The organism is Pseudomonas sp. MWU349, from assembly GCF_017947325.1.
GTDB classification, from domain to species: domain Bacteria; phylum Pseudomonadota; class Gammaproteobacteria; order Pseudomonadales; family Pseudomonadaceae; genus Aquipseudomonas; species Aquipseudomonas protegens.
Window position 1 is genome coordinate 154,371 of sequence record NZ_JAFEVP010000006.1, and the last position, 22,061, is coordinate 176,431.

The 22,061-nt window shown below is 65.7% G+C and carries 19 protein-coding genes; 8 read left to right on the top strand and 11 right to left on the bottom strand.

Annotated features, from left to right (window positions below):
• Positions 1–31 precede the first annotated feature (31 nt).
• Positions 32–1,657: a methyl-accepting chemotaxis protein gene (locus KCG88_RS23740; RefSeq protein ID WP_210713231.1), complete on the bottom strand. Its 1,626-nt coding sequence runs from the start codon at positions 1,655–1,657 to the stop codon at positions 32–34.
• Between the two features lie 616 nt (positions 1,658–2,273).
• On the opposite strand from KCG88_RS23740, the gene KCG88_RS23745 reads away from it, so the two are divergent.
• From KCG88_RS23745 to KCG88_RS23755, 3 genes are all read left to right on the top strand, one after another.
• The gene (locus tag KCG88_RS23745; RefSeq protein WP_348984534.1) at positions 2,274–2,507 is read left to right on the top strand and encodes a DUF6572 domain-containing protein; all 234 of its coding nucleotides are present in this window, start codon (positions 2,274–2,276) and stop codon (positions 2,505–2,507) included.
• Between the two features lie 251 nt (positions 2,508–2,758).
• A complete protein-coding gene (locus tag KCG88_RS23750) occupies positions 2,759–3,262 on the top strand; it encodes a hypothetical protein (protein ID WP_047290258.1) in 504 nt (167 codons plus the stop codon).
• A 38-nt stretch (positions 3,263–3,300) separates the two neighbouring features.
• Positions 3,301–3,657, top strand: coding sequence for a DUF6572 domain-containing protein (locus tag KCG88_RS23755; RefSeq protein WP_047290257.1), 357 nt, complete (start codon positions 3,301–3,303; stop codon positions 3,655–3,657).
• A gap of 214 nt (positions 3,658–3,871) precedes the next feature.
• Here the strand turns inward: KCG88_RS23755 and KCG88_RS23760 are convergent, their stop codons facing one another.
• Entirely contained in the window at positions 3,872–4,756 is an 885-nt protein-coding gene (locus KCG88_RS23760; RefSeq protein WP_047336256.1) for a LysR family transcriptional regulator, read from the bottom strand.
• Positions 4,757–4,873: 117 nt separating this feature from the next.
• Here KCG88_RS23760 and KCG88_RS23765 point away from each other — a divergent pair, with 117 nt between their 5' ends.
• Together KCG88_RS23765 and KCG88_RS23770 are read left to right on the top strand one after the other, a co-directional pair.
• Positions 4,874–6,253, top strand: coding sequence for a M20 family metallopeptidase (locus tag KCG88_RS23765; RefSeq protein ID WP_210713232.1), 1,380 nt, complete (start codon positions 4,874–4,876; stop codon positions 6,251–6,253).
• A 75-nt stretch (positions 6,254–6,328) separates the two neighbouring features.
• Positions 6,329–7,609 (top strand): MFS transporter, encoded by a 1,281-nt coding sequence (locus KCG88_RS23770; protein ID WP_210713233.1) that lies wholly within the window; start codon positions 6,329–6,331, stop codon positions 7,607–7,609.
• Positions 7,610–7,709: 100 nt separating this feature from the next.
• Here KCG88_RS23770 and KCG88_RS23775 read toward each other — a convergent pair whose 3' ends face one another.
• The 6 genes from KCG88_RS23775 to KCG88_RS23800 all read right to left on the bottom strand — a co-directional run bounded on the left by KCG88_RS23775 (position 7,710) and on the right by KCG88_RS23800 (position 13,952).
• Entirely contained in the window at positions 7,710–8,435 is a 726-nt protein-coding gene (locus KCG88_RS23775) for a hypothetical protein (RefSeq protein WP_210713234.1), read from the bottom strand.
• 143 nt (positions 8,436–8,578) lie between these two features.
• Complete coding sequence (locus KCG88_RS23780; protein ID WP_241774707.1) at positions 8,579–9,652, bottom strand: 2,3-butanediol dehydrogenase; 1,074 nt, start codon at positions 9,650–9,652, stop codon at positions 8,579–8,581.
• An 88-nt stretch (positions 9,653–9,740) separates the two neighbouring features.
• The gene (locus KCG88_RS23785) at positions 9,741–10,853 is read right to left on the bottom strand and encodes an acetoin dehydrogenase dihydrolipoyllysine-residue acetyltransferase subunit (RefSeq protein WP_210713235.1); all 1,113 of its coding nucleotides are present in this window, start codon (positions 10,851–10,853) and stop codon (positions 9,741–9,743) included.
• Positions 10,853–11,866: an alpha-ketoacid dehydrogenase subunit beta gene (locus KCG88_RS23790; RefSeq protein ID WP_047285181.1), complete on the bottom strand. Its 1,014-nt coding sequence runs from the start codon at positions 11,864–11,866 to the stop codon at positions 10,853–10,855. Before KCG88_RS23790 ends, KCG88_RS23785 begins: the two co-directional genes overlap by 1 nt.
• Before the next feature lie 30 nt (positions 11,867–11,896).
• Positions 11,897–12,874, bottom strand: a complete 978-nt coding sequence (locus KCG88_RS23795) for a thiamine pyrophosphate-dependent dehydrogenase E1 component subunit alpha (RefSeq protein ID WP_019094732.1) — start codon at positions 12,872–12,874, stop codon at positions 11,897–11,899.
• Entirely contained in the window at positions 12,852–13,952 is a 1,101-nt protein-coding gene (locus tag KCG88_RS23800) for an NAD(+)/NADH kinase (protein ID WP_210713236.1), read from the bottom strand. The genes KCG88_RS23795 and KCG88_RS23800 overlap by 23 nt, the downstream gene beginning before the upstream one ends.
• Positions 13,953–14,307: 355 nt before the next feature.
• Here KCG88_RS23800 and KCG88_RS23805 point away from each other — a divergent pair, with 355 nt between their 5' ends.
• Positions 14,308–16,179 (top strand): sigma-54-dependent Fis family transcriptional regulator, encoded by a 1,872-nt coding sequence (locus KCG88_RS23805; protein WP_210713237.1) that lies wholly within the window; start codon positions 14,308–14,310, stop codon positions 16,177–16,179.
• A 564-nt stretch (positions 16,180–16,743) separates the two neighbouring features.
• Here the strand turns inward: KCG88_RS23805 and KCG88_RS23810 are convergent.
• The gene (locus KCG88_RS23810) at positions 16,744–17,760 is read right to left on the bottom strand and encodes an AraC family transcriptional regulator (RefSeq protein ID WP_210713238.1); all 1,017 of its coding nucleotides are present in this window, start codon (positions 17,758–17,760) and stop codon (positions 16,744–16,746) included.
• A gap of 171 nt (positions 17,761–17,931) precedes the next feature.
• Between KCG88_RS23810 and KCG88_RS23815 the strand changes: the two genes are divergently transcribed.
• Positions 17,932–18,783, top strand: a complete 852-nt coding sequence (locus KCG88_RS23815) for a 3-hydroxybutyryl-CoA dehydrogenase (protein WP_210713239.1) — start codon at positions 17,932–17,934, stop codon at positions 18,781–18,783.
• Positions 18,776–19,372 (top strand): TetR/AcrR family transcriptional regulator, encoded by a 597-nt coding sequence (locus KCG88_RS23820; protein WP_210713240.1) that lies wholly within the window; start codon positions 18,776–18,778, stop codon positions 19,370–19,372. Before KCG88_RS23815 ends, KCG88_RS23820 begins: the two co-directional genes overlap by 8 nt.
• A gap of 3 nt (positions 19,373–19,375) precedes the next feature.
• On the opposite strand, the gene KCG88_RS23825 is transcribed toward KCG88_RS23820, so the two are convergent.
• Positions 19,376–20,011: a response regulator transcription factor gene (locus KCG88_RS23825; protein ID WP_047285169.1), complete on the bottom strand. Its 636-nt coding sequence runs from the start codon at positions 20,009–20,011 to the stop codon at positions 19,376–19,378.
• Entirely contained in the window at positions 20,008–21,897 is a 1,890-nt protein-coding gene (locus tag KCG88_RS23830; protein WP_210713241.1) for a PAS domain S-box protein, read from the bottom strand. The genes KCG88_RS23825 and KCG88_RS23830 overlap by 4 nt, the downstream gene beginning before the upstream one ends.
• Positions 21,898–22,061: the final 164 nt, after the last annotated feature.

Consider the following 22,061-nt stretch of genomic DNA (forward strand, 5'->3'; position numbering starts at 1 on the left):
AACCAGACCACCGTAGGGCAAAAAGCCGCGCTCAAACCTTGAACCGTGCCACCAGCCGGTTCAATTCGATCGCCAGATTGGCCATCTCCCCGCAGGCGCTGGCCGTCTGGCTGGCCCCCGCCGAGCTCTGGATCGACAGCTCGCGAATGCTGGTCAGGTTCTGATCCGCCTCGTGCGCCACCTGGGCCTGCTCTTCCGAGGCGGTGGCGATCAGCAAGTTGCGTTCGTTGATCTGGGTAATGGCCTGGGCAATCTGCTTGAGGGACAGGTCGGCGTTGCGCGCCACGGAGATTGAGCTGCTGGCCATCTCGGCGCTGACGTTCATGGCGCTCACCGCGTGGGTCGAGTCGGCCTGGATCGCGCTGATCATCTGTTCGATTTCCTGGGTCGATTGCTGGGTGCGGTGGGCCAGGGCCCGCACTTCATCGGCCACCACCGCAAAGCCGCGGCCCTGCTCGCCGGCGCGGGCGGCTTCGATGGCGGCGTTGAGGGCCAGCAGGTTGGTCTGCTCGGCAACGGCGCGAATCACTTCCACCACTTTGCTGATGTCCTGGGCGCGGCTGGACAGCGCCTTGACCTGCTCGCCAGTGCTGGCCACGTTGCCAGCCAGGCCTTCGATGGCCTTGAGGGTCTGGGCCACGTTCTCGATACCGGAACGGGTGAACTCCATGGATTCGCGGGACGACTGGGCGGCGGCTTCGGCGTTGCGGGCCACTTCGTCCACCGCCGCGCTCATCTCAGTGACAGCGGTGGCTGCCTGGCTGACTTCGTCGTTCTGGCGCACCAGCCCGCGGCTGGCGTCTTCGGTCACTGCGGTCATTTCTTCCGAGGCCGAGGCCAGCTGGGTGGAGGAGTCGGCAATGTGGGCAATGGTTTCCCGCAGGTTGCTCTGCATCTTGGCCAGGGCGGCCAGCAGGCGGCCAGCTTCATCGCGGCCACTGACGCCGATCTCCCGGGACAGGTCGCTGCCGGCAATGCGCTCGGCCACCGCCAGGGCATCGCCGATGGGCGCGGTGATGCTGCGGGTCAGCACGGTGGCCAGCACCACGGTGAGCACCACCGTCACCCCCATCAACACCAGCACCAGCGTCAGGCCGCTGCTGTACACCGACGAGGCGGTGAGCCCCGCCTGCCTGGCCCCCTCATCATTGAAGTCCGAGAGCTTGTCCATCTTCTCTTGCATGATGTTGGCCATCGGGCTGATGCGGGTGTTGATCAGGGTGATGGCCGCCGCGTTGTCACCGCTGCGCAGCAACGGCTCCAGCTCGTCCAACAGCTTGAAGTAGGCCTGCACGTCGTTCGCCACCGCCTGGTACAGCTCGTGCTCTGCCGGCCCGGTGATCAGGGGGACGTACTGGCTGATGGTGTTCTGCAGGGTGCTTCGATAACCGCTCAAGGAGGCGATGCGGGTCTGGCGCTGTTGTTCGTCGGTGGTCACGGTGATGCGGATGCTTTCCAGACGCAGGCGCAAGATGCCGGTCTTCATCTTGCCGATCTCGCGGATGCTGGCCATCCAGTTGGTCTCGACATCCTGCTCGGAGTCTCGCAACTTGCTCATTTGCAGCACCGCGACAATGCCCAGGACGAACACCACCAGGACAATGAGCGAGAAAAAGGCGGCAGACCTTGGAGCAAGATTCATTGTCCTGACGTTCATCATCTATCCCTCTAATAGAATGGTCGGTGCTTCCCTGCTGTCATTCCACGCTATCGACTGAGTGTCACAGAGCTGCAAACAACCCGACGACCAGGTTAGCGGCCTACCCGGCCCGGCAACGTCGATACTCACTCGGGTCAATCCGGCCTCGCCGTCCTCCTGCGCCCATGAACCACCCCCTGGGCGGGTAAGCATCAGTTAAGTCGAATAACGCGGCCCGCGCCGTCTCGATTCTTCCGGGCAATGGCACCTGGAGCCCGGCGTCTATCCAGGGGAGCCTACCAAGCCATAGCAGATAATGGCATTTTGTCACCACCGTCGATCCGACCGCTCTTGAAAACCGCTCGCCGCCGCTTGATCAGGTTGCGCCTGAACGGGGCAAGCCCCGGCAAACCCACCTAGATCTCGCCCCCGCGCCGAACGGCGACTGCCCACTGACGAAATCAGCCGCCACGGCATACACTGTCGCCCCCCACGTTCTGAAGGATCAGCCATGTCCATCACCAATCCAAAAGTCATCGATATCTGGGCCATCCCCAAATCCGAGCCCGACAGCCTGCTGTTGATCATGGTCGACCCTCTCGAATGAGGTGACGAAGCGGCACACAGCGAACACTTGCTCCTGCTGCAAGAGAAGATCAACACCTACATCACCTTCATCGAAAGTGAAGAGATCTACAGCGAAATTCCCGATGCCCGCGGCAAGCACCTGATTGTCCGGGTACTGGGTTTGCACCAGCTGCCCGAGCAAGTCGATTGGTTTTTCAAACGCATTACCGAGATCCTCAACGAGCCTGGCATTGGCTTCGATTTCGAGCTGAAAGTGAACGAAGAGGCTCCCAGCCTGTAGCTCGTACCCTGCCCTGCGCTCATGCATTCCTACGAGCTTGAGATCGGTATGCGCGTGGGCGGCAAACACGAAAACGCACTGCAGATCCTCAAGTTACTGCTGCTGGATTCGATCAACGAAGACTTTTTCCTGAAGTGAGGGGCAGGCGCCTGCCTTTGCGCTCGACGGATGGTGTCGCCGCCAAAGAACGGTTATTTTGCAGCCCCCCGTTCAGCGGGAGCATTACTCACACCTCAACACAAGGAGTTGCAATGGGCGTCTCGCTCCCCCTCTGGCTCATTCTCACGGCAATGACCGCTTACGCTGCCAGTACACGTGGGCGCTCGGGGCCAAGATGGTTTGCAATCGGGCTGTTCTTTCCTGGCGTCGCCCTGATTGCCGTGCTGTTGATGCCACGGCAGGCAAAGACTGGCGTTGATGCGCTGGTGCATGAGGATCTGCGCCCTTGCCCTGCCTGCACCCAGGACATCAACGCCAGCGCCTCACGCTGCAAGCGCTGCGGCGCCGAAGTGGAGCCTATCGCCTTGAGGGATCGCAGCGGTTGGGTAGCGCGCATCAGCGCTCAAACCGATGAAGAGTTTGAACGCCTGGCTGCACAGATGGGGCTAATCGACATCCCCACCATTCTCGATGAGCCACCGCACCTTTTTGCCGGCCCGTTCGAAGAAAAGGCCGAGGCACAGAACACACTCAACTACCTGAAGTCCGAGCATGGCCTGGATGGACTGGTGACCTGGCGCTCAGTGACCCGGTAAATGAAATGCTTGCAAGCCGACCTCGTTAAGGATCAGACGTGTCCATCACCAATCCAAAAGTCATCGATTTCTGGGCAATTCCCAAAGACCCGCCCAACAGCCTGTTGCTGGTGATGACCGACCACCTCGAATGGGGCAACAAGGCGGAACAAGGCGAACACCTGCTCTTGCTGCAAGAGAAAATCAACAGTTACATCGCCTTCATCGAAGGTGGCCAGATCTACACCGAGATCCCCGGCGCTTATGGCAAGTACCCGATCATCCGGGTCGTAGGCTTGTATGAATTGCCCGCGCAAGCCGAGTACTTCATGGCCCGCGTGACCGAAACCCTGAATGACGTGGGCATTGGTTTTGAGTTCGAGCTCAGGATCGACGAGAAGATTCGCAACATGTAGCCGGGCCGGGCACGGCGCGGCCTCAGGCAGGCTTGATCAGCGCCCGGTTGAGGGCAATCACATCCACATGCTCCTGGTGCGAGAAGTGCTCGATCACGTCTTGCAGGTGCACATGTTCCAGGCCATTGGCCGCCATGTCGGCTGAAGCCTTGGTCAGGAACTCACCCAGCGCCCTGAGCGTGTCCGGCTCGGCGAGAACGGTCAGCAGCCTCCCTCAGCCCTCTTTCTGCAACCGCGCAATCAAGGTGTCGATAAAGAACGCCAGGCTTTCCGGCAACACCCGCTTGGGCATGGTCAGCACCTGAATGTCACGGTCCCCCAAGCGCGGGTTGGACAGCGGCACCGACACCAGCCCATCCATCCCCCGCCCCTCACCACTGATGGCGCTGGCAAAGGCCACCGTATCGGACTGGCGCACAAACTCATGCAGGGCCCCGGAGAAGTTACAGGTCATCACCTGATCGAAGCTCAGGCCGTCCATCTGGCACACCAGGTCCAGCAGTTGCCGCTGGGTGGTGCCTTTGGGCGTCAAGGCCACGGGAAACGCCTGCACCTGCTCCAGTGACAGCACCCCGGCGCTGGCCAGCGGATGCCCCACGCGCATCAGGGCGCGAATCGGCGAGCGGATTGAATAGCACACGTTGACTCCCTCCACCGGCTCGGTGCTGAAAGTCAGCCCCACGTCCGCCTCGCCCCGGCGAATGCGCTGCACGCACTCGTGGGGCGAGATCACGTCCAGGCGGTACTCGGCTCCGGGCCGCAGGCGGTAATGCTCCAGCAGCACCCGCGGCAGGAAATACCGCGACAGGCCCTCGGTGGATACCAGGCGGATGACCTTGGCCCCCGGATACCCCTCGCCCCGCAGCTCGGCGAGGATGTTCTCCTGTTCCAGCCAGGTGCGCCGGGCGTGTTCGGCCAGGGCTTCGCCAGCAGCGGTGAGTTGCATGCCCCGCGGGCGCCGCTCGAACAGCGCCACGCCAACGCTCTCTTCCAGCAGGGCGATCTGCCGGCTCACCGCGCTGGGGGCGATGTGCAAACGCTCCCCCGCCGCCGCCAGGGAGCCGGCATCGATCACCGCCAGAAAATACCGATAGTCCATGTGAATCCCCTTGCCAGGCATCCAATTTTTAGAATCATGCCTTCAAAAAACAGCAATATACAGATGCCTTTGCCAACTCCACCATGGGCCCGTTCCCCTTGCCCGACCGGAGTTGCAATGACCAAGCAAGCTGCCCTCGCCGGCGTTCGCCAGTACCTGGACGACGGCCACTTTGAACAGGACCTGCGACGCCGGGTGGCGTTTCGCAGTGACAGCCAGGACCCGGCCCACGCCAGCGAGTTGCCGCGCTACCTGCTGGAGGAAATCCAGCCGCTGCTGCAGCGCCTGGGCTTCGACTGCCACATGCTGGCCAACCCCGAGGCCGGCGGGCCGTTCCTGATTGCCACGCGCCTGGAAGACCCGGCCCTGCACACGGTGCTCAGCTACGGCCACGGCGATGTGGTGCCGGGTTACGCCGAGCAGTGGCGCGCGGGCCTGAATCCCTGGCAACTGACCCTGGAGGGTGAACGCTGGTACGGCCGTGGCACCGCCGACAACAAGGGCCAGCACAGCATCAACCTGACCGCCCTGGAGCAAGTGCTCAAGGCCCGCGACGGGCGCCTGGGTTTCAACCTCAAGCTGCTGTTCGAGATGGGCGAGGAAGCCGGTTCCCCGGGGTTGCGCCAGCTGTGCCAGGAGCAGCGTGAATTGCTGCGGGCCGATGTGTTTATCGCCTCCGACGGCCCACGGCTGAATCAGGCCCGGCCGACGCTGTTCCTCGGCTCCCGCGGCTCGGCGCAGTTTCGCCTGGAGGTCAACACCCGGGACAAGGGCCTGCACTCGGGCAACTGGGGCGGGGTGATGAGCAACCCCGGCGTGGTACTGGCCAACGCCCTGGCCAGCCTGGTGGACCAGAACGGCCGCATCCGCTGCCGCGAACTGCTGCCGGCGAACATTCCCGACAACGTGCGCGCCGCCATCGCCGACCTGGAGATTGACCGCGACTCCCTGGGCCGCCCGCTGGACGAACACTGGGGCGAGCCGGGGCTGACCCTGGGCGAGCGCCTGTTCGCCTGGAACACCCTGGAAATCCTCGCTTTCAGCACCGGCAATCCGCAAAAGCCGGTGAACGCGATTCCACCCCGGGCCGTGGCCTACTGCCAATTGCGCTTTGTCCTCGGCACGCCCTGGCAGCAGCTGGAAAGCCTGCTGCGTGCGCACCTGGACCGCGAAGGTTTCAGCCAGGTGGAGGTCATCATGGAGCGCTGTTCCCCGGCCACCCGCCTGGACCCGGACAACCCCTGGGTCCGCTTCGCCAAAGCCTCCATCGGCAACAGCAGTTCACAACGCCTGGCCCTGCTGCCGAACCTGGCGGGCACCCTGCCCAACGACATCTTCGCCGACGTGCTGGGGCTGCCGACCCTGTGGATTCCCCACTCCTACCCCGGCTGCTCACAGCACGCCCCGGACGAACACCTGCTGCTGCCGGTGATTCGTGAAGGCCTGGAGATCATGACGGCCCTGTTCTGGGACCTGGGGGACCTGCCCCGGGCCTGAGGCCGTCGCTTACCCCGCCCGACGCTGCTCGGGCACCTGTCGCTCAAAATCCAACAATAAGCAGGAGCGTCCTGTATGACAGCGTTAGCCACCACCTCGACCCAGGTCGAACCCAAAGCTTTATGGAAACCCATAGGCGCCGCCTTGATCGGCAACACCCTGGAGTGGTTCGACCTGTCGATCTACGCCTACTTCGCCCTGACCATAAGCCAGGTGTTCTTTCCCACGGCCGACCCGACCTTCTCCCTGCTGCTGGCCTTTGCCACCTTCGGCATCTCGTTCCTGATCCGCCCCCTGGGCGCGGCGGTCCTGGGCTCCTACGCCGACCGTAAGGGCCGCAAGAAAGCCCTGACCCTGTCGATCCTGATCATGCTGGCGGGCACCCTGCTGATCGCCATCATGCCCAGCTACGCCACCCTGGGCCTCGCCGCGCCGATCGGCATCCTCCTGGCCCGGCTGCTGCAAGGCTTCTCCGCCGGCGGCGAATTCGGCACCTCCACCGCCTTCATGCTGGAGCACGCGCCAGCGCGCACCCGGCACTTTGTCGCCAGCCTGCAATTCGCCAGCCAGGGCTTTGGCGTGGTCATCGCCTCGACCTTCGGCTACTTCCTGACCAAGCACCTCGATGCCCAGCAGATGCTCGACTGGGGCTGGCGAGTGCCGTTTTTCTTCGGCCTGCTGCTGGGCCCGGTGGGCCTGTACATCCGCCGCACGGTGGACGAGTCACCGGACTTCAAGGCCAGCGAACCGGGGGAACGCCCATTGCGCGAAGTGCTGATCAGCCAAAAGACCCTGCTGCTGATCGCCATGGGCACCCTGGTGGTGTCCACCGCCTCGAACTACATGATCCAGTACATGCCCTCCTACGCCGCCACCCGCCTGGACATTTCCCAGTCCTCGGGCTTTTTGGCGACCCTCACCGGCGGCCTGATCCTGACCTTCGTCACGCCCATCGTCGGCTACCTGTCCGGCCATATCGGACGCCTGAAAATCATGCTGACAGCGGCGGTGCTCTACGCCGTGGCGATCCTGCCCGCGTTCTTCTGGCTCAACAGCCGCCCCAGCGCCAGCTCCCTGCTGCTGGTGGTGGCACTGATGGCCCTGATCAAGGCGGTGTACTTCGCCCCCCTGCCATCGCTGATGGCGGACATCTTCCCCGTGCGCACCCGGGTCACCGGCATGTCCCTGAGCTACAACCTGGGGGTCACGATCTTCGGCGGTTTTGCACCGGTGATCGCTACCGGATTGATTGCCCTGACCGGCTCACAGCTGGCACCGAGTTTCTACCTGATGCTGGCGGCAGCGTTGAGCGTCGTAGCCCTGTTGATGGCGCGCAAAAAACTCGGAATGACCTGAGAGAGGGCCAAGCCAAACGCCGTGTAGGAGCCGGCTGCCGGCGAACAGGTCCTTGGGCCTTGCAGCGTCTGGACGGGCGCCTTCGCTGGCAAGCCAGCTCCTACTGCACCGGCAAGAAATTCATCAGCAGCAGGCTCTGCGCGTAATTGAACCCCACCCGCCGGTAGCGCTCATCGAGAATCTGCGTGAGCAAATCCAGGCGCGCGACGATCTTGCCGAACTCCACGGCAAAACTCAGGTTGCTGCCCTCCTCGGAAATCTCGTTGGAGAACAGCAACAGCACCCCATTGGCATCCTGGCGCTGGCTCAGCAGCCAGGTGGCCTTCTCGATATTGCGCGCGGCGTTGCTGATGAACTGCGGGTCGATGCTGTCGGTCATGTAGAACTCGGTGCGCCCGCCATGGGCGGTCACCAGCATGCTGCCAATGGCATAGATAAAGGCGCCGACCCGATCGCCCTCAAACTCCGGGCTCAGGGAATAGCTCAGGGCCGCCAGGTCGCGGCGATCCCCCAGGGCCGGCAGCGGCTGGCGCTTTTCAATGGCATTGCGGATCTCGCGCTGGGCCGTGGTGCCATCGGGGAACCCCGATTTGCGCCACTGGCTGGGGTTGCGCAGGTAGAGCTTGCCCATCAGCAGGTACAGGCTCTGCAGGTTGTCGCGCATGCCGATGGTGGCCATGCGATCGACGCTGGTCTGGAAGAATTCGTCAGGCTTGCCTTCACGAAACTGTTTGGCCAGATCGCGCCCTTGCTGCTGGGTGCAGGCCGTGGCGCCGAGCATCAACAGCGCCGCCAGGAACAGGCGCGCAAAGCGGGTTTGCATCATGCAAGAAGAGGGAGCGTAGGCCATCGGCACCGGGTCGACATTCACGGGCTGCGGCGGGGATCGGCGCGGCCAGGCCTGGTGATAGAACGCAAAACGGTAAAAAAGTGCGATGGCCGCCGCCGGCCATCGCCAAAGAGCGCCCCTTAAGGGCGTCGCAACTGACCGGGGGAAACAATGATCTTGACGTTGTGTTCCTTGTTGTTGACCAGTTCCTCGAAGCCCTGGCCGACAATCTCTTCCAGCTGGATGCGCCCGGTCACCAGGGGCGAAATATCCAGCCGGCCATCGGCGATAAAGGCGATTACATCGGCGAATTCACCGTTGTAGGCCAGGGCCCCCAGCACCGTTTTCTCGGTGGCCACCAGCTCGAAGAAGTTGAACTCGCTGGGCTCTTCGAAAATCCCCACCATTACGCACTTGCCGGCCTTGCGGATCAGGTCGATGGCCAGTTTTGCGGTGTGCTTGTTGCCGATGCATTCAAAGCTGACATCGGCCCCCAGCCCGCCGGTCAGGCGCTTGACCTCGGCCAGGGCGTCGCATTCCTTGGGATCGAGCACGTGGGTTGCGCCCACTTCCAGGGCCTTGGCCTTGCGCGCGCCGGACATTTCCAGGGCGATCACCTGGGCCGCGCCGGCGGCCTTGGCGCACATGATGGTGCACAGGCCGATGGTGCCGGCACCGACCACCACCACGTTCTGCCCCAACAGGCTGCCGGCTTTTTTCACCGCGTGCATGCCCACCGCCAACGGCTCGATCAAGGCCCCGGCCTCGGCAGGAAAGTTGGCCGGCAAGGCGTACAGCAGGTTGGCCGGCACGTTGACCAATTCGGCGAAGGCGCCGTTGTTCATCAGCCCGGTAAAGGCCAGGTTTTCGCAGATGTTGTACAGGCCGTGGGTGCAGTAGTAGCAGGTGCCGCAGTGCTGGCAGGCGTCGGCGGCCACCGGCTGGCCAACGCTGAAACCCTGGACCCCTTCGCCCAGGGCGACGATTTCGCCGCAGAACTCGTGGCCGAGGATGCACTGGCCCTTGATCCCGGTCAGCGGGTGCGGTGCGTCCACCGGAATGAACACCGGCCCGGCCACGTATTCGTGCAGGTCGGAGCCGCAGATGCCGCACCAATCGACGCGGATCTGCACCCAGCCGGCAGGCGGCGCGTCGGGCAGCGGTACGTCTTCGACGCGGATATCGTGGCGGCCGTGCCAGACCGCGGCACGCATGCTGGGAACAGGCTTGAGGGAAACACTCATCTTGGCTTCTCCTTATTCTTGTAGAGCTGCGACGGCCCCCTGGCCGCCGCAGAACACCTCAGTGCTGCTGGATAAAGTCGAGGATCAGGCGGTTGACCTGCTCCGCCGCTTCCATCTGCAGCATGTGCCCCTGCCCCGGCAGCACCTCGATCTGCGCCTTGAGATCGGCGCTGTGGCTCACCGGAATGATCCGGTCGTCGCTGCCCCAGATCACCAGCACCGGCTGCGGGCCGTCCTGCACCACCGGGCGCAGGTCAGCCTGCTGGCGGCCGTCGGCAAACAGGTTGCCGGCCAACTGCCCGAGGGCCACTTGCACACCTTCCAGGCGCTTGTACTTGAGCATGTCGTCGAGCATCTGCCGGTTCACCAGCTCGGCGTTTGAGAACAACTGCACCAGCTGCGGCTTGAGCGCATTGCGGTTGCTGGCCTCGACAAAACCTTGCAGGTAGTCGCCGTTGATCTCAGCGCCCAGCCCGGCGCTGCCGATCAGGGTCAGGGTGCGCACGCGGTCTGGCGCCAGCCGCGCGGTGTTGAGGGACACCGCGCCGCCCATGGAGTGGCCCACCAGATGGGCCACGGGAATCGCCAGGTGATCCAGCAGCGCCAGCAGCACTTCGCTCAACTCATCCAGGTCGCCCCGTTGCAGGGCCTTGGTCGACTCACCGTGGCCCGGCAGGTCGAGGGCGATCACCCGGCGCCCGGCGGCCAGGGCTTCGTGGTTGAACAGCCAGTTGTTGAGGTCGCCGCCAAAGCCGTGCACCAGCAGCAGCGGCGTACCGCCTTCACCGCGCTCGAAATAGCGGATCAGGCGGCCGCCCAGTTCGACCTTCTGCGGCGCCGGGCCGCTGTCTTCATCGGCGCTGTCGCCGGGCACGAAGCTGGCCTGGAACTGCTCGATCACCGCGTCGATCTCGGCGTCACTGGCCTCGCCTTCGACCACGATGCCCAGCAGCGCGCCCACCGCCAGGGTCTCGTCCTGGCGGGCGATCTGCCGACGCAGGATGCCGGAGAACGGCGCCTCGACGCTGCTGGAGATCTTGTCGGTCTCCACGTCCAGCACTTCATCGCCCTTGCTGATGCTCTGGCCTTCTTCCTTGAGCCAGGCATCGACCCGGCCCTCGGTCATCGACAGGCCCCACTTGGGCATGGTCAGGGTATGGATCTGGCTCATCAGCGGCTCCACTCGATCACAGTGAGCACGGCTTTCTCGATCTTCGCCGCGTCGGGGATGTACAGGTCTTCCAGGGCATCGGAGAACGGCACTGGGGTGTGGGGCGCGGTGACCATTTCAATCGGCGCCTTGAGGGAGGCGAAGGCTTTTTGCGCCACCAGGGCCGAGATGTCGGTGGCCATGGAGCAGCGCGGGTTGGCTTCGTCGATCACCACCAGGCGCCCGGTCTTCTCCACGCTTTCCAGGATGCTGTCTTCATCCAGCGGGCTGGTGGTGCGCAGGTCGATCACCTCGCAGTCGATGCCGCGCCCGGCCAAGCTGCGGGCCGCCTCCAGCGCGGTGTTCACCGTGCGCCCGTAGGACACCAGGGTCACGTCCTTGCCGTCACGCAGGAAGTTGGCCTCGCCGAAGGGAATCGCGTAGGACTCCTCCGGTACTTCGCCCTGCAGGCTGTAGAGCAGCTTGTGCTCGCAGAAGATCACCGGGTCGTTGTCGCGGATGGCCTGGATCAGCAGGCCCTTGGCGTCGTAGGGCGACGAGGGGCAGACCACTTTCAGCCCGGGGATGTGGGTCCACAGCGAGGTGAGCATTTGCGAGTGCTGGGCCGCGGCGCGCAGGCCGGCGCCGACCATGGTGCGGATCACCAGCGGGGTCTGGGCCTTGCCGCCGAACATGTAGCGAAACTTCGCCGCCTGATTGAGGATCTGGTCCAGGCAGCAGCCGGCGAAGTCGACGAACATCAGCTCGCACACCGGGCGCACGCCACGGGTGGCGGCGCCGACTGCGGCGCCGACGTAGCCGATCTCCGACAGCGGGGTGTCCAGCACCCGCCCGGGGAATTGATGGTAGAGGCCCTTGGTCACCCCGAGCACGCCGCCCCAGGCGTCGTTGTCGCCGGGGGCGCCGGCGCCGCCCGCCACGTCTTCGCCCATGATGAACACGCTGGGGTCGCGGCGCATTTCCTGGGCCAGGGCTTCGTTGATGGCCTGCTGGTAACTGATTTTTCTCGCCATGATGGTGGTCTCTTGTTGTTCTATGGGGCGTTATGGATAAGCGACGTAGACGTCGCTGAGCAGGTCGGCGGGGCTCGGCTTGGGGTCGGTCTTGGCCTTGCGCACCGCGTCTTCGATCAGCGCTTCCACATCCGCATCGATCTGGTCCAGCTGGCTGGCCTGCACCAGGCCCGAACGGGTGGTGCGCTCGCGGAACTGCATCAGGCAGTCGTTGTGCTCGCGGTAATGCTTGACCTCGTCGGGGGCGCGGTAGGTCTGGGCGTCGCCCTCGAAGTGGCCGTAGTAGCGGGTCAGCTTGACCTCGATCAGCGACGGCCCCTCCCCGGCCCGGGCCCGCTCCACGGCGGCGCCGGCAGCTTCGTGCACGGCGAAGAAATCAAAGCCGTCCACCGTCACCCCGGGCATGCCGAAACCGGCGGCGCGGTCGGCGATGTGGTCGCACGCCACCGACCAGTTGGAGGCCGTGGCTTCGGCGTAGCCGTTGTTCTCGGCGATGAACAGGCACGGCAGGTTCCACACCGAGGCCATGTTCATGGCTTCGAACACCGCGCCTTCGTTGGAGCCGCCGTCGCCGAAGAACACCACCGACACACCGTCGGTGCCTTGCAGCCGGGCGGCCAGGGCCGCGCCCACCACCAGCGGCGCGCCGGCACCGACGATGCCGTTGGCGCCGAGCATGCCCTTCTCGAAATCGGCGATGTGCATGGAGCCGCCCTTGCCCTGGCAGACCCCGGTCTTCTTGCCGTAGATCTCCGCCATCATCCCGTAGACGTCCACGCCCTTGGCGATGCAATGGCCGTGGCCACGGTGGTTGGAGGCGATGCAGTCGTCGTCGCGCAGGTGGGCCATGACCCCGGCGGCCGAGGCTTCTTCCCCGGCATAGAGGTGGACGAAACCGGGGATCTCGCCGGTAGCGAATTCCACGTGCAGGCGTTCTTCGAATGCGCGGATAGTGCGCATCACCCGGTAGGCGTGGAGCAACTGGTCAGTGGTCAGGGGTGTCGACATTTTTATTCTCCAGGGTGTCTTCGGACTGAAGGTTCACGGGGTGTTGCCGGTGATCGCGGTCGATGGCCAGCAGGCGCTGGCGCGCCGCGTGTTCCAGGACCGCGTTGACGTCGATGCTCATCGGGCCGCCGGCATCCAGGGTGACCGTGGGCCGGTCGTGGGGGTTGAACTCGATCTCGCGCTCGCCATCCAGGGCCAGGGTGCCGGCGTTCAGGCACAGGGGCTGGGGCACATCGGGTTGCAGGTAGCCGGCCTCCAGCACCCCGCAGCCCTGCAACAGGCCGGGGGCCAGGGGCACCAGCAGCGCTTCGGGGGATTGCGGGTCCAGGCGCATCCAGGCGCCGTGGGGTTCCTGGCGGGTGACCGGCAGCCACAGCCCGCAGAGCGCGGAAATGCCAATGGACTGCGGTTCGGCGAAGGTCACGAATACCTCGGCCAGATCACTGGCGCGGCTGATGGCCCGGGCACCGACAAAGGCCAGGGGCGACACCGCCACATCCACCAGGGCCACCTCGCAAAGGCCCCGGGACGGCTCGCGCACCAGCAGGCGCTTGTTGCGCCGCAGGGCGATCTCGGCGGGCACCCGGCCGCTGGCGTAGAGCCCGCCGGCCAGCCCGGCGCTGGTGGCTTCGCGCAGCTCCGGAAAGGCGTTGTTGGTGCCGGTGGACAGGGTCAGCAGCGGAATATCGCCGACCTCGGCGGCCACCGCCTTGTGGGTGCCGTCGCCCCCGAGCACGGCGATCAGCGACACCTCGCGCTCGGCCATCCAGCGCGCCGCCTGGCGGGTGTCTTCGACGCTCTGGCGCAGGGTCAGGTCGAGGAATTCCAGCGCCGGCCAGTGCTGCTCCCGGGCCTGGCGGCTGCGGCTGTTTTTCTGCACCGCGGCGGCGATGCCGGTCATGTCGGTGGGCATCAGCACCTGCTCGATGCCGGTGGCGCCAAAGGCCGCCAGCAAACGCTGGATCACCGAGACCTTGTCGGTGCTGGAGAACAGGCCGGCGTTGGCGGTCAGGCGACGCACATCACGGCCCGAAGCCGGGTTGGCGATGATGCCGACGGTCAGGGGGCGGCGGCTCATGGGCTCACCGCGGGCGGAGCACAGGCAGGAGAAAACATCGGGCACCTCGTTCTTATTCTTCGATGGGCCAGTCGGCGCGGGTTGCCAAGGACTGGTTGCCAAGGGCTAGAGCAAGGCCGGTGCCAGTTATGGAAAAACCGCTGCAAAGGCCCGTGTCAGAGCGGCTGTTGCACTCGCCTGCAGGTGTCGGGAAGCCCTACGCCTGAGACGTTGCATGTCAGGCTGCACGGGGCTTTGGCGAGATCCTGAGACGTTGCGTCTCAGCGCCCCCACGGCGCCGCCCGGTGCTTGTCGAGGGCCGCGGATCGGCGCTTAATGCGCCCACAACGATAAGAAGCTGCAACCGGAGGCCTCCATGCTTTCCGCACATTCCAAAGCCCATGTGGACTGCGTCAGCCGGGTCCTGAAAAACGCCGCGCACCTGCCCCAGGCGCCGGTGCCGAGCCTGATCCTCGATTCCTGGCGCCGCTCCATGGAGCAGCACCAACTGGACCCCGGCTCGCTGCAGGGGCCGCGCATCCTGTCGGAAAACGTGCTCAAGGAATGCCGCGAGCGTTCCGAGCTGTTCCTGCGCATCGCCAGCGAAGAAGTGGCGCGCCTGCATGGCCGGGTGCGCGACGCCGACTACTGCGTGCTGCTCACCGACGCCCAGGGCCAGACCATCGATTACCGGGTGGAGTCCACCCTGCGCAACGACTGCCGCAAGGCCGGGCTGTACCTGGGCACTTGCTGGTCGGAGGGTGAAGAAGGCACCTGCGGCGTGGCGGCGGTGCTCACCGCGCGCACGCCGATCACCGTGCACAAGCGCGACCACTTTCGCGCCGCGTTTATCGGCCTGACCTGCTCCGCCGCCCCGGTGTTCGACCCCCAGGGCGAGCTGCTGGGGGTGCTGGACGTCTCGGCGGTGCGCTCCCCGGATGACCGCCGTTCCCAGCACCTGATCCGGCAGATGGTGGTGCAGAGCGCGCGGGAGATCGAACAGGCATTCTTCATGAACAGCGCCCAGGGCTACTGGGTGCTGCGGGCCCATGCCAGCCCGGGCTATGTGGACAGCCAGCCGGATTACCTGCTGGCCTGGGACGACGACGGTTGCCTGCGCGCGCTCAACCCGGCGGCGCGCCATTACCTGCTGCGCCGCTATGGCCGCTTGCCACAGCACATCGCCCAGGTGTTCGACCCGCAACTGTTGCAGCGCGCCCGCGACGAAGCCCTGTGCCCCCTTTCCGATAACCTCCACGGCCGCCTGCAAGCGCCAAGGCGCCCGGCACAGCGCCCGCGCCTGAACCTGGCCGGAGAACCGCTGGACCCGCGGGTGGAACAGAGCCTGCGCCTGGCGGTGCGGGTCAAGGACCGCCACCTGCCGGTGCTGATCCAGGGCGAGACCGGTTCCGGCAAGGAAGTCTTCGCCCGCCAGCTGCACCAGGCCAGCCAGCGTCGGGACCGGCCCTTTGTCGCGGTGAACTGCGCGGCGATTCCCGAGAACCTGATCGAAAGCGAACTGTTCGGCTACGTGGCCGGGGCCTTTACCGGCGCTTCGAACAAGGGCATGCAGGGCCTGCTGCAACAGGCCGATGGCGGCACCCTGTTCCTCGATGAAATCGGCGACATGCCCCTGGCCTTGCAGACCCGCCTGCTGCGGGTGCTGGCCGAGGGTGAAGTGGCGCCGCTGGGGGCCGCGCAACGCAAGGCGGTGGATATCCAGGTGATCTGCGCTACCCACCGCGACCTGGAAGCGCTGGTGGCCGAGGGCAGCTTTCGCGAGGACCTGTATTTCCGCCTCGGCGGCGCGCGCTTTCAGTTGCCGCCGCTGCGCGAACGCAGCGACCGACTGGCGCTGATCACCCGGATTGTCGAAGAGGAATCCAAGCGCTGCGGTGCGCCGGTGCAACTGGGCAATGCGGCACTGGAATGCCTGCTGGGCTACCGCTGGCCGGGCAACGTGCGGCAATTGCGCCATGTGCTGCGCTACGCCTGCGCGGTGTGCGAAGGGCCGCTGATCCAACTGCATGACTTGCCCGAACAACTGCGCGGCGCCGAGGCCGAAGGCGCCCTGCCCGCCCTGGAAACCGCCACCAGCCCCGAGCGCCAGGCCCTGCTGGACGCCCTGGTGCGCCACCGCTGGAAGCCCGTGGCGGCGGCCAAGGCCCTGGGCATTTCCCGCGCCACCCTGTACCGCCGCGTGCAGCAGCACGGCATCCAGATGCCCGGCCGCAGCAACCGACCGTAGGAGCCGGCTTGCCGGCGAACAGGCTCTTGGATGGGGCGGTGAGCTTGCGGGCGCCTTCGCTGGCAAGCCAGCTCCTACCGGGGGCCGTGTGATGGGGTGAAATCTGTAGGAGCCGGCTTGCCGGCGAACAGGCCCTCGGATGGGGCGGTGAGCTTGCGGACGCCTTCGCTGGCAAGCCAGCTCCTACGGGGGGCCGTGTGATGGGGCGAAATCCGTAGGAGCCGGCTTGCCGGCGAATGGGCCCTCGGATGGGGCGGTGATCTTGCGGGCGCCTTCGCTGGCAAGCCAGCTCCTACCGGAGGCCGTGTGATGGGGTGAAATCTGTAGGAGCCGGCTTGCCGGCGAATGGGCCCTCGGATGGGGCGGTGAGCTTGCGGACGCCTTCGCTGGCAAGCCAGCTCCTACGGGGGGCCGTGTGATGGGGCGAAATCTGTAGGAGCCGGCTTGCCGGCGAATGGGCCCTCGGATGGGGCGGTGAGCTTGCGGGCGCCTTCGCTGGCAAGCCAGCTCCTACGAGGGGCCGTGTGATGGGGCGAAATCCGTAGGAGCCGGGATGTCGTGGAGTCAGGCAGGGGCTGGCTGGAAACGGGCGCGGTAGCGCCCGGGGCTTTCGCCGGTCCATTTCTTGAACGCGCGGTGGAAGGCGCTGGGCTCCTGGAAGCCGGTGAGTTCGGCAATCTCGCTGATACTGACGCTGGTGCGGCGTAGCAGTTCGACGGCGACGCCGCGGCGTACTTCGTCCTTGATCTCCTGGTACGAGCCGCCCTCGCGCTCCAGGCGTCGGCGCAGGGTGCTGGCGCTCATCTGCACTTCGCGGGCGAAGGCTTCCAGGGTCGGCCACTGGCTGTAGTGGCTGCCCCGCAGGCGTTGGTGCACCTGGCGGGTCAGGCCGTGCTGGTTGCGAAAGCGGATCACCAGCCATTGCGGCGCGCTGCGTAGGAACACCTTGAGCGAGGCCAGGTCCTGGACCACCGGCAGGCGCAAGAAACGGCTGGCGAATTCGATCTCGGTGCGCCCGGCATTCCAGCTCAGGTTGCTGCCCCACAGCAGGGCATCGTCGCTGAGGCTCAGGCGTGAGTAACGAAAGTCAGCACGGTCGATGGGGATCCGCCGCCCGCCCAGCCAGCACAGCAGGCTGATGATCAGCACCAGCAGGGTTTCTTCGGCGTAGTGGCCGCGCAGCGGGTCGGCGCAGTGGCTGTCGAGGCTGATCACCGCACGCTTGCCCCGCAGGCTGAGGCTGGCGCCGACGTCGCGCAGGAACAGGCCGAAGTTGTTCAGGCACTGGCGCAGGGCTTTTTCCAGGTTGGGCTCCTGGATCAGCCCGCGGCAGATCAGGGCAAAGGCCCCCGGCGGCATGCCCCGGGAGTCGAGCTGGAAGAACTCGTCCTGCAACTCGCGGATCTGGATCAGCCACAGCGCGGCAAAGGCGCTGCCGGGCACCCGCGCCCGAGGCTGGTCGAGCAACGCCGGGTCAATGCCGGCCTCGCTCAGTACCGCCGCCAGCCGCGCCGGCTGCTCGCGCAGGGCGTGGGTCATCACCCGGACAAAATAGACCGCGACCGAATCCGTTTCACGCATGTAGAGGCTGTGCTCCCGTAGCTGGACCTATGGCAAAAAACGCCAGCACGCTTGACCGCTTTCGGCATAGGCCGGCCACCGCGCCGGGCTCTAGACTCGCGCTGGATAACGCGCTGTGCAAGGCAACCGCGCCATGCTCCGCGAAGGCCATGAACAAAGGAAGAGCTGAAGATGAATCTTGCGACTATCGGGGTGATCGGCGCCGGCACCATGGGCAACGGCATCGCCCAGGTCTGCGCCCAGGCGGGCTTTGACGTGACCCTGCTGGACATCGCCCAGGGCGCCCTGGAAAAGGCCCTGGCCACCATCGGCAAGAACCTCGACCGCCAGGTGAGCAAGGGCACCCTCGGCGAAGACGACAAGCTCGCCGCCCTGGGCCGGATCCGCATCAGCACCGACTACGGCGTGCTCAAGGATGCGCAACTGGTGATCGAAGCCGCCACCGAGAACCTCGACCTCAAGCTCAAGGTGCTGCAACAGATCGCCGCCCAGGTCAGCGCCGAGTGCGTGATCGCCTCCAACACCTCGTCGCTGTCGATCACCCAACTGGCCGCCAGCGTCAGCGCCCCCGAGCGGTTCATCGGCCTGCATTTTTTCAACCCGGTGCCGGTGATGGGCCTGATCGAGGTGATCCGCGGCCTGCAGACCAGCGACGCGACCCACGCCCTGGCCATGCATATGGCCGAGCGCCTGGGCAAGACCGCGATCACCGCCGGCAACCGCCCGGGTTTTGTGGTCAACCGCATCCTGGTGCCGATGATCAACGAGGCGATCCTGGTGTTCCAGGAAGGCCTGGCCAGCGCCGAGGACATCGACGCCGGCATGCGCCTGGGCTGCAACCAGCCGATCGGCCCGCTGGCCCTGGCCGACCTGATTGGCCTGGACACCCTGCTGGCGATCCTTGCAGCCTTCTACGACGGCTTCAACGACAGCAAGTACCGCCCCGCGCCGCTGCTCAAGGAAATGGTTGCCGCCGGCTACCTGGGGCGCAAGACCGGCCGGGGTTTCCATCACTATGGCTGAGCGCTGCTCACGCTTTGCCGAAAGCCGCGACAAGGCCCTGGAGCTGTTCGCCAGCAAGGGCTTCGGCCAGGTCGGCATGCGTGAGCTGGCGAGCCATCTGGGGCTGACCCCGGGCTCGCTGTACCACCATTACCCGAGCAAGCAGCACCTGTTGCTGGACCTGATCGAGGAGTTCTTCGATGAGCTGCACAGCACCCTCAAGCGCCTGCAACGGCGCAAGTTGCAGGGCGACTGCCTGCCGGCGCTGATCCGCGCCCACCTGAAGCTGCATCGGGAATTGCCGCGGCATTTCCGCCTGGTGGAGCGCGACAGCGGCTGCCTCAACCCCGACCAGCAACTGCGGGTCGGGCAATTGCGTGAGCGTTACGAGCAACAGCTGGTGCAGTTGCTGGGCACCCCGCCCGGCCTTGGCCCAGAGGCCCAGCGCGCCGCGGCCCATGCCCTGGCCAACCTGCTCAACAGCGCCCCCAGCTGGTTCAGCGAGCAACCGCTGGCCGAGCGTGAACGCGAAGCCCTGCTGGAAAACCTGCTGAGCGGCGCCATCGAGCGGCTGCTGGGTGGCGCGCCGCTGCGCAGCGCAGTGGCCTGAGCTTCAGCGCAGGTGCAGCGGGTCCACCAGGCCGGCAGCAATGGCCATGCCCACCAGTTCCGGCAGGTGCTCGGCCTGCATGCGTTTCATCACCCGTGAGCGATACAGGTCGATGGTCTTGATGCTGACCCCCAGTTGCTCGGCAATCTCGCGGTTGGTGTAGCCCTGCACCAGGGGCAGCAGCACGTCCTTCTCCCGTGGCGTCAGGCTGTCCAGCAGCGCCTGCACCCGTGCCTGCCCGGCACTCTGGCTCTGATGGTTGTCAGCGCGGCTCAGGGCCTGCTGCACGCTGTCCAGCAGCAGCTGCTCGTTGTAGGGCTTTTCAATGAAATCCACCGCCCCGGCCTTGAACGCGCGGACCACGATGGGCACGTCGGCGTGGCCGCTGACAAAGATCAGCGGCAGGCGGATATCGCGCTGGCGCAGCTCTTCCTGGACGTTCAGCCCGCCCATGCCGGGCATGCGCACATCCAGCAGCACGCAGGCATTGAGGCTCGGGTCGCAGTGTTCGAGAAACTCGCGGCCACTGGTGAAGGGCACCGCCTTGAGCCCCACCGATTCCAGGAGCCAGACGGTGGAGTCGAGCATGCCCGGGTCGTCGTCGACCACGTACACCAACTGCTGCGCCTCGCTTGTCATTGCCTTGCTCCTGTTGTCGGGTGGGAAGCTGAATCGGGATCGGCCGGGGCCGTGGCCGGCAACCGGCAGCACATCGTCAAGCCACGCTCCTGAAGCTGAGCCTGCAAGTCGCCACCAAAGCCTTCGACGATGCTGCGGCTCATGGACAATCCGAGCCCCAGGCCGTTGGCCTTGCTGGTGTAGAACGGGGTGAACAGCTGGGGCAGCTGTTCGGCGGACACTCCAGGGCCCTGGTCGCTGACGCTGATCCGCACCCCGCCTTCGGCCGCCGCTTCGGCGCGCAGCACAATGTGCGAGCCTTGCTGTGGATGCACTTCGCGATTGGCTTCGATGGCGTTGCGCAGCAGGTTCAGCAGCACCTGCTCCAGCAGCACCCGGTCGGCGTACACCGGCGGCAGATTATCCGCCAGCTGCAAGTCGATCGTCACCTGGCTAGCCTGGGCTTCCCAGGCACACAGGCGCACGGTTTCCCGGGCCACTTCGGCGAGGTCCAGGGCCTGTACCCGGCGCCCGCCCTTGCGCAAAAAGGCCCGCAGGCGCTTGATCACTTCGGCGGCGTGGGTCGCCTGCTCGGCAATCCGTTCCAGGCCCTGGGCCACCTTGCGGGCGGCGTCGGGCTGGGTGCCCAGGGCCTGCAAGTAGCGCTGGCTGGCATTGGCGTAATTGACCACTGCGGCCAGCGGCTGGTTGATCTCGTGGGCAATGCCCGAGGCCAGTTCGCCCAGGGTCACCAGCCGCGCGCTGTGGGCCAGTTCGTCCTGATGATGGCGCTGCTGGGCTTCGCGCAGTTCGCGCTCGCTCTGGTCGTGGGCCACCAGGGAATAGAAACGCTCGCCACTGGCCGCACGGTGGGCCAGGAGCATCAGCGAGACCGGCACCGAGGCGCCGCCGGCCGGGGGTTGCAGGCGTGTCTCGATGCTCCAGCGGCCGCTGTGTTCAGCGCGGCCCCAGCCTTCGCGTTGCAGGCTGTCGAGTACCGAAGCGCTGAGGATGGCCGCCAGTGGCGGCATTGCCTGCCCATCGTCGAGCCCCAGGGTGCGCCGGGCGGCCGGGTTGAGGTAGGTCACCGCACCGCCGGGCTGGATGAACAGCACCGGGTCGGGGTTGGCCTCCACCACTTCCGCCAGGCGCCGCTTGTTCTCTTCGGCCTGGACCCGGGCGGTGATGTCCCGGGACACCGCCACCACTTCCACCACGGTGCCGGTGTAGGTGTCGCGAATGCCGCGGCAGGCGGTTTCGAACCACAGGTAGTGGCCGTCGCGATGGCGGATGCGATAGGTCATGGTGTGGTAGCCGTCCTGCTCCAGGGCATCGCGGGTGCGCTGCATCAGCCCGGCCAGGTCCTGGCTGTGGAACAGGCTGCGGGCCAGCAGGCCTCGCAGTTGCTCGGGCCAGTAGCCCAAAAGGGTCCAGGAGGCCGGTGAGGCGTCGAGGAAGCTGCCGTCCGGGGTGTGCCGGGAAATCAGGTCGGTGGTGTTCTCGGTGATCAGCCGGTACAGGCGCCGGGCCTTGGCCGATTCGCGCTCGGCCCGGACCTGGGCCGTGGCTTCCTGGCAGCGCGCCAGCACCCGCTGGCGATGCGGATCGGGGATAAAGCTCCAGAGCAGGATGCGTTCGCCCCACTGGGCTTCCACCTGCTCGATGGCCCGCTGTTGCTGCAGGCAGGCCCGCACCAGCGCCGGGTGATTGATCGGCAGCAGGGCCGCGAGATCACCAGTGGCCGCATCGTCCAGCCACTGGCGCAGCGCCGGGTTGAGGTCCAGCGGCTGCGCCTGGGCGTCCAGCAGCAGGCTGGGTTGCGGGTCATGGCCCAGCCAGGGCGAGTCCGGCAACTGGCCTTCGCGCTGCAGGCGCAGCCAGTGACGCAGGTGGGTGGAGTCGGGCATGGTCGATCAGTCTCGCGGCCGGAAGGGTAGGTTCTTTTTATAGTATAACTACTATACAACTCAGGTAGTACTTCCATATCAATCGACAAACAGTATATAAAAGACCCCGGATAAGTCACCGAGCGCCTGCAAAAAGCCTCGGCCAATAGAGCTAATAATCAGCC